This window comes from Ferroplasma sp. Type II, assembly GCF_000496155.1.
In genome coordinates this window covers 1,715-9,120 of record NZ_KI542770.1, presented here as the reverse complement: position 1 = coordinate 9,120, position 7,406 = coordinate 1,715, and the positions used below count along the sequence as shown (strand labels likewise).

Below are 7,406 nucleotides of genomic sequence, written 5' to 3'. Positions count from 1 at the left end.
CTTTTCTTTCAGCTCGATATAGCATCCTCTTGGAAGATCCATAAATCCCGATATAATTTCTTTCTTTATTGATACACCATGGTTACGTACAAGGGAAAGGAATTTTCCTGTAAAATTATATTTTGCGTTTGATCTTCCCACAAAGTCAAGGACTGTTAAGCATTCCTTCCCATCAGATAATCTAAGGCCACGTCCAAGCTGCTGTACGAAAACAGTAAGGCTTTCTGTTGGTCTCAGAAAAAGTATTGTATTAATTTCAGGGATGTCAATTCCTTCATTATATATATCAACAGCAAAAATAATCTTAATTTTTCCGGCTCTCAATTGTTCATGGGCGGTATCCCTCTCTTCCTGTTTTGAATTACCTTTCAAGGCTATGGCACTTATGCCATTTCTATTGAAATAATCAGCCATGAACTCAGCATGTGCAACTGACACACAGAAACCTAGACCTTTTAAGTCATTGATATCTGATATATATTTTTCTGTTGCCTCCTTAATCAGGCTGGCACGTTCATCAGACATATTTCCACTGGATGTATACAGTCTTTCCAGCTCACCTGTGTCATACCGACCCCTGCTCCATGATATCTTATCCAGATCCACTGAATCCGTTATACCAAAATACTGGAATGGGCTTAAAATGCCTTTATCAATAGCCTCTGGCAATCGAATTTCAGATGTAATATGGTTGTTAAAATATTTTAGTATGTCTTTTCCATCCATTCTTTCCGGCGTTGCAGTCAGGCCTAGCAGTATATCTGGTTTAAAATACTCTAAAATTGGTTTATATGATTTAGCTGGTGCGTGGTGGAACTCATCTATAACTATGAAATTATAATAATCGTTCTGCAGTATATGGTCAGGCCTTGTTGAATTAAAGGTCTGCACTGACATGAATAAATGTTCCATGGACGCTGGTTTGTAATTTCCGGTGTACAGTTCACCGAAATTATAGTTTTTGAGTACACTCCTAAAGCACTGCAGGCTCTGCTTCAGTATTTCCTCCCTGTGTGCTATGAATAATAATCTACTTTTTCCTGGATGCATCTTTTCAAACCTTTTGTAATCAAAAGCGGATATTACAGTTTTACCAGTTCCTGTTGCAGAAACGACAAGGTTTCTATAATTTCCACGTAGTTCTCTGTCTGCTTCTAGTCCATCCAGAATTTTTGACTGGTAGTCATAGGGTTTTATATCAAAAATATAATCAGATTCTCTGTTTTTATTTATTTCTTTATTTAGGGCTTTTTTTAATTCCTCTGCGTTATCTTTTGTATATTCCGTAAAGCTACCAGAATGCCAGTATGTGTCGAACGTTTCCTGAATTTTGACAAGCATCTCAGGCATATCCTTGCCTGCAACCTTGACATTCCATTCCAGGCCTCCTGATATTGCAGCATTTGACAGATTAGATGATCCAACATAGGCAGTGGAAAATCTAGTTTTCCTCATGAAAATATAGGTTTTTGCATGTAGCCTTGTATTTTTTGTATCATAGGATATCTTTATTTTTGTATTGTTTAGTTTGCTCAATTCTTCTATAGATTTTAAGTCAGTGGCCCCCATATACGTTGTCGTTATAACATTTAGCTTTCCGCCCCTTTCTGTGAATGATCTAAGTTCATTCAATATGAGGCGAAGGCCACTCCACTTTATAAATGAAACAAGCATGTTGATGGTATCTGACGTAATAATCTCTAATTTTAGTTCGGAATAAAGTCTTGGCTCGGCATTTGAACCCGTAAAAAGTGAACTATATGCTATTGATGTGGCAGGCCGGGGAACTTCATTCTTATCATTTCCCCATGGATAAGAATTATCAATAACTGAATATAATATCTCTGGAGGGTCAATAATATCGTTGCACCTGCCATCTGGGGGGGCTACGTTAATTTTTTCCAGTAATTCATTGACAAGTTTCACTTGTGATGAGATATTACCATTGCTATTCGACATTTTTTTTAATGCTATTTCCAGTTTCTCTGCAAAATAAAGTGAAAGAAGCCTCGATGATCCAGGAGAATCAATCTTATCAACTGAAACCTTAATATTTTTATCGTCTTTAATTTCCCTGCTGAGCCATAAATTTACCAATTCTTCATAAATTCCCTTTTCGAGCATTATGCAATTGTATAATATGGTAGTTTAATAACTTTATCCACCAGGGTGATCTTTTAATTTAAAAAATAATGCCGTTTGAATAATGATAATTAGTGAAATTATGAGATTGTCAATTCTTTATTGATTTTTTCCGAATAGGGATTTTAGTAATATTACGGACATTCGTTTGACCCAAAGAATCGTGCGATTTTTACTTGAAACAATTATATCAAAATGTTTCAATGTCCAAATTATCCACGAAAATTTGGCAGTGTCGAAATTATAAAATATTATTAAACCAAGTTAGACTCGAAGAATTTTAATGTTATCTCCCATGCATACTTTGATGCTTTCTCATTGTACATTTATGGCCGGGTATTATTGAAAAAAGCATGGTACGTCCCTAGATAAATCTTAGTCGTAACAGACAGATATAGATCCGTTATTCAATGAATGAAAAAAGTGGAAATTCTAAGACTATTTTGATTCCATATATTAATAAGAATGCAAAAAAACAATAAAATTTTATCCTACAATTTCATTACATTCTTATGGTTGCGAAAGTTACTGAATTTAAAGGACATAGAGTCTTAACATTGATGAACAGTGAGGAAGATAAGTATCCATTTACATTTGGCGTTGCAAAGGCTAAATTAATCATGGATAATCTTGATGAGATAAAGAAATTTATTGACGAAAATCAATAACTGTAATATTATGAGGACGTTTATAGGATCACCTGTCAGGATGATTCCGGAATTAGAACCCATAATGGCCAGCATTTATAATATACAAAATTTAAAGGTTGTTCGACTTAATAATTTTCATCTTACATATCTATTTCTTGGGGAAATCAATCTAAAAGAAACGGATCACATAGTTATGGAATTAAATAAAATTTCATGCAAGAAATTTTCAGCAAAGATTTCTGGCATAAGGGCATTGCCGAATATTTATCATCCAAGAGTCATAGCTCTACAACTTGAAAGTCCGGACCTTGATCAACTCTATAATCGAATCTCATTACTGCTACCTGAATACACAAATAATGAGAACAAATTTTTGCCCCATATAACTATTGCACGTGTTAGAAATGGAACTCCCATTCCTGATATATCCCGGTTACCCATCTGGGAAGGAATGCTGCCAATAGGTCAACTACCCCTAGCTCACGCAGGGGGCCTGTCCCGTGAGGAACAACGCAAGAGTTGATTAGGGGGCTTTAAATACATGGAGAAAAACATGAAAGAAAAGCAGAAGTTAGATAGGAGAGATACATACACACCTGCGGATGCTCCACAAGTCCGTGGCAACTGTGATCATGCATTAAACAGAGAGGAAACTCTCAGTGTGCATGGTTTAAAAACCCCTTCTAACAATCCCGATGTGGACATACAGTCAGGCATGACTGGACAGGACCTGAGGGTCCCCGTCATAAACATGCGCAACGAACCTTTAATGCCAACATCACCAGGAAAGGCGAGAAGACTTTTAAAACATAACAGGGCAAGGGTGATCAGTTCAAATCCATTCACTATCCAACTTCTATATGCAACTGGGGAGACAAAACAACCAGCAACATTAGGTATAGATGCAGGATATAAGCACATTGGATTCTCTGTGGTAACAGAAAAAAGAGAATTAATCTCGGGAGAAGCTGTCATGAGAACTGACATGCCAAAACTGAACGTGGAGAAATCCATGTATCGCAGGAACAGGAGAAACAGGCTGTGGTACAGGCAACCACGGTTCATGAACCGGAGGAACAACAGTAAGGGATGGTTTGCACCTAGCATAGCTCACAAACTACAGACTCACATAAGACTGATTGAGAAACTGAAGAGGATCCTTCCCGTATCCAAGGTTATTATTGAGGTTGCTTCATTCGATCAGCAGAAGATGAAGAATCCTGAGATAAGTGGGATAGAATACCAGCAGGGAGAACTTCAGGGATATGAGGTCAGGGAATACCTCCTTGAAAAGTTCCACCGTACATGTGTGTACTGTGGAAAGACCAATGTACCCCTGGAGATTGAGCATCTCACACCAAGATCAAGAAATGGCCCTGATACAGTAGACAACCTTGCCATCTCATGCCATGAATGCAACCAGAAGAAGAACAACCTTACCGCAGAAGAGTTTGGATATCCTGAAGTGAGAAAGAGAGCACTGAAATCATTAAAAGATGCAGCATTCATGAATATTGTAAGGTGGAAGCTCACTCAGCTCACAGGATCAGCATACACATTCGGGTACATAACAAAGAAGAACCGCATATCCCTTGGGCTGGATAAGAGCCATGCCAACGATGCATTTGTGATTGCTGGAGGGACCACGCAGGCAAGATCCACTGTTTTTAATGTAACACAGAGAAGGAGAAATAACCGTTCTCTTCAAATAAACAGAAAGGGATTCAGGCCATCAATAAGAAGGAGAAGATACCCCTTACAACCCGGTGATGTAGTGGAATTCGGGGAGAGCAGATACGGCGTTGTTGGGGTTCATAGTTATGGAAATTATGTAATAATAAGGAATGGTGAAAAGAAGATGGAGGTTAACATAAAGAAGGTAAAGTTGGTAAAATACGGCAAGGGACTGAGGTTCACTACCCAATTCCTCCCCACGCTATCGCATGTGGTCTCCTTGGAGGGGAGTTAGATGAATTTTATTAACCATTTGCCGAAAATAGTCCCATAAATCCAAATAATTTTTAGAGTGGGGGATATTATTTTTCAAAATTTTTTTCATATAAGATGAAAATTTTTGATTACATTTATTAGTGATTTTGCTATTTTAAAACATGGTATTAGAACGCCTTTACGTAATTCCACATGGTGATGAGATAATAGATGTGCCTAATCAAGAAAGCAGGGAACTTCGTGATAAAATAACAGAAGTAACCAGGGAAGATAATTCAGATTCAATAATAGTTCTGACCCCCCATGGAATGACACTTTCCAGCGGGATACCAATAATCAACACTGAAAATCTTCATGGTGAATATTCAACAAAAACAGTCAGATTGGTCAGCGACCATAAAACTAACAAGGAAATTGTTAGAAACATAGCAGCTGAATTCGGGAAGGAAATGGTAACTGTGAATTTTGCCACATCCTCAGGACCGCTTTCTGTATTTCCTGAAGACTTCGGAACAATAATTCCATTAACATTCTTTGGAAAACAAAAAATCAGTATAATATCCCAGCCAAGAATATCAGATCCTGAGAAACTTATGAGGCTCGGCAGGAATATATGGAATACTGTTGATAGCATGGATATCAAAATAAGTGTTATATTCAGCGCCGACCAGGCCCATACCCATAGCAAATCTGGGCCATATGGTTATTCCGAATATGCGAAAATCTATGAGAATAAAATTAAGGGATATTTTGAAAGGGGCTCTTTGTCTGGAATAGAAAACATGGATCAGGGAATGGTTGTGGAAGCAAAACCTGATAGCTACTGGAATATGGTTATCCTGAATGGATTTTTGAAAAATTCTGGCATGAATATTAGCCTGGATTACCATTATGTCCAAAACTACTTTGGAATGATGCTCGCCCACGGTACACAGTGAGTTGAAATTTTCCTGTAATAAATCGTGTCTAAAAACCATACAATAATACGGTACTATGAAACAAGCTCCGGTTATAGAATACCAAGGGCGCTTGTATATCATGGTTGCAGAGTGGTTAACGGCAGGATAGGAACTCTATTCAGTATCTTATATTTATGAGGCAGTCAGTTCAGGTCAGTTTACTGAGGGATACGGAGTCTGTGAATTCAATATTGAAGAGAAAATGCCTGTTAATATAAGAAAGAAACTACCCCGAAGGGAATGATGGAAACAGAAGGGTTGGGAAAACTGAAAAAATTAAATTGGATAATGCACGAAAAATAAATTTCTATTAATCTTTAAAATCTTCCCTGATGAGTAAAAATCCCATAACCATTGAAAATGCAATGAAAGCGAGTCCATAGAATATGATGCCCTGTAAAAGACCGATGATTTTATCTAATAAACCCAGGAGAATTACTGGAAGCCCAACTCCAGTGTATATGATAATGTAATAATTGGCAAGCATATCACCTGTTTTTTCGGGTGGAGCAATTGCCTTGATCTCCCTTGTTGCACCTGTAAATGCGAAACCCTGGCCTATTCCTGCCAGCAAAGTTCCTGCAATGAATATATAGAGAGAATTTCTAATAATTGCAATAAGTATGAATACAATTGCGAATATAATAAAAACCATACCAGAAAACATTGAATTTTGAATTTTGAATTTCAAGGAAATGATCTGAAAAATGGATGCTATGCCCAGCATCAGAAATACAATAATGCCACCTATGGCAATGCTATTTAAGCCTGAAAGTTTTATTATGTAAACAGGAGCGAGGGACATAAAGAATGCTGTAATTGACCATGCACCAAATGCAACGAATGAACTTAACAGGAATGGCCTTATAACTTCTCTATCTATCGAGGGAAAATGCAGTATCAATTTTGGATTTTTTGTTGAGATATCCTTTATTGGATAAATTGCCATAGCAGGTAATAGAACTAAAATAATAGAAAGTAAATAAACCAGCCTAAATGGGTATGGTAAATACTGTGCCATTATTCCACCTATTAAAGGACCTGTGGCAGTTCCTGCAGAGGTTCCTATGGATGTCAGCACGGCACCAGCCCTCCTGTTATAATTAAATAATAATGCACTGCCCGGCCCCGCTATGGCTCCACTTGCAAGGCCCATAAATGCACGTGCAAGGAAAAGCATATATACATTTCTGGCAAACAGAAAGGATAATAATCCAATTAATTCCATAATAACACCAATGGCAATGGGCAATTTTCTGCCATGTTTATCAGAGTACTGACCCCAGAAGAGAAGCGAGGGAATTAACATCAAAACATATATTGCAAAAATATCGGTAATAATAAATGGGCCAAAGTGGTATTTCAATGCATAAAGTTCATAAATTGGTGCCGTAACATTTGACGCTGCCATTATAGAAAACAAAAGAAGAACAATAATTACACTTCCGGCATTAATCCATGAATTCCCTGAATTGTTTTTCTTAATTTCCATGGGAATTAATTGTTAATGGCAAATTAAAATACGTTATTCATAATGAAAATCTTATACATGGTAAAGTATATTTATAAATTCGAATATACGAACAGATGTCCAATTCTTATAAAAATTTAGGACTAACTCCGGAGATACCCATGGACAGATTATTCTACTGCCTTTCCAGCCCGGTAAGACTAGAAATAATAAGAATTCTTTCAGGGGGAAGTA

6 protein-coding genes are annotated in these 7,406 nt (G+C 37.2%); 4 read left to right on the top strand and 2 right to left on the bottom strand.

Features of this window, described 5'->3' with window-relative positions; all coding sequences use genetic code 11:
- A partial coding sequence (locus AMDU4_RS10850) for a DEAD/DEAH box helicase family protein (RefSeq protein WP_290705103.1) occupies nucleotides 1–2,124 on the bottom strand: 2,124 nt, incomplete at its 3' end.
- A 530-nt stretch (nucleotides 2,125–2,654) separates the two neighbouring features.
- Here AMDU4_RS10850 and AMDU4_RS10845 point away from each other — a divergent pair.
- The 4 genes from AMDU4_RS10845 (at nucleotide 2,655) to AMDU4_RS10830 (ending at nucleotide 5,680) form a co-directional block, all read left to right on the top strand.
- Complete coding sequence (locus AMDU4_RS10845) at nucleotides 2,655–2,810, top strand: hypothetical protein (RefSeq protein ID WP_021788016.1); 156 nt, start codon at nucleotides 2,655–2,657, stop codon at nucleotides 2,808–2,810.
- Nucleotides 2,811–2,820: 10 nt separating this feature from the next.
- A complete protein-coding gene (gene thpR, locus AMDU4_RS10840) occupies nucleotides 2,821–3,315 on the top strand; it encodes an RNA 2',3'-cyclic phosphodiesterase (protein ID WP_021788015.1) in 495 nt (164 codons plus the stop codon).
- Nucleotides 3,316–3,345: 30 nt separating this feature from the next.
- Complete coding sequence (gene iscB / locus AMDU4_RS10835; protein ID WP_290705100.1) at nucleotides 3,346–4,761, top strand: RNA-guided endonuclease IscB; 1,416 nt, start codon at nucleotides 3,346–3,348, stop codon at nucleotides 4,759–4,761.
- 142 nt (nucleotides 4,762–4,903) lie between these two features.
- Nucleotides 4,904–5,680: a hypothetical protein gene (locus AMDU4_RS10830; protein WP_021788013.1), complete on the top strand. Its 777-nt coding sequence runs from the start codon at nucleotides 4,904–4,906 to the stop codon at nucleotides 5,678–5,680.
- 331 nt (nucleotides 5,681–6,011) lie between these two features.
- On the opposite strand, the gene AMDU4_RS10825 is transcribed toward AMDU4_RS10830, so the two are convergent.
- Nucleotides 6,012–7,193 (bottom strand): MFS transporter, encoded by a 1,182-nt coding sequence (locus tag AMDU4_RS10825; protein ID WP_021788012.1) that lies wholly within the window; start codon nucleotides 7,191–7,193, stop codon nucleotides 6,012–6,014.
- Between the last annotated feature and the right edge of the window lie 213 nt (nucleotides 7,194–7,406).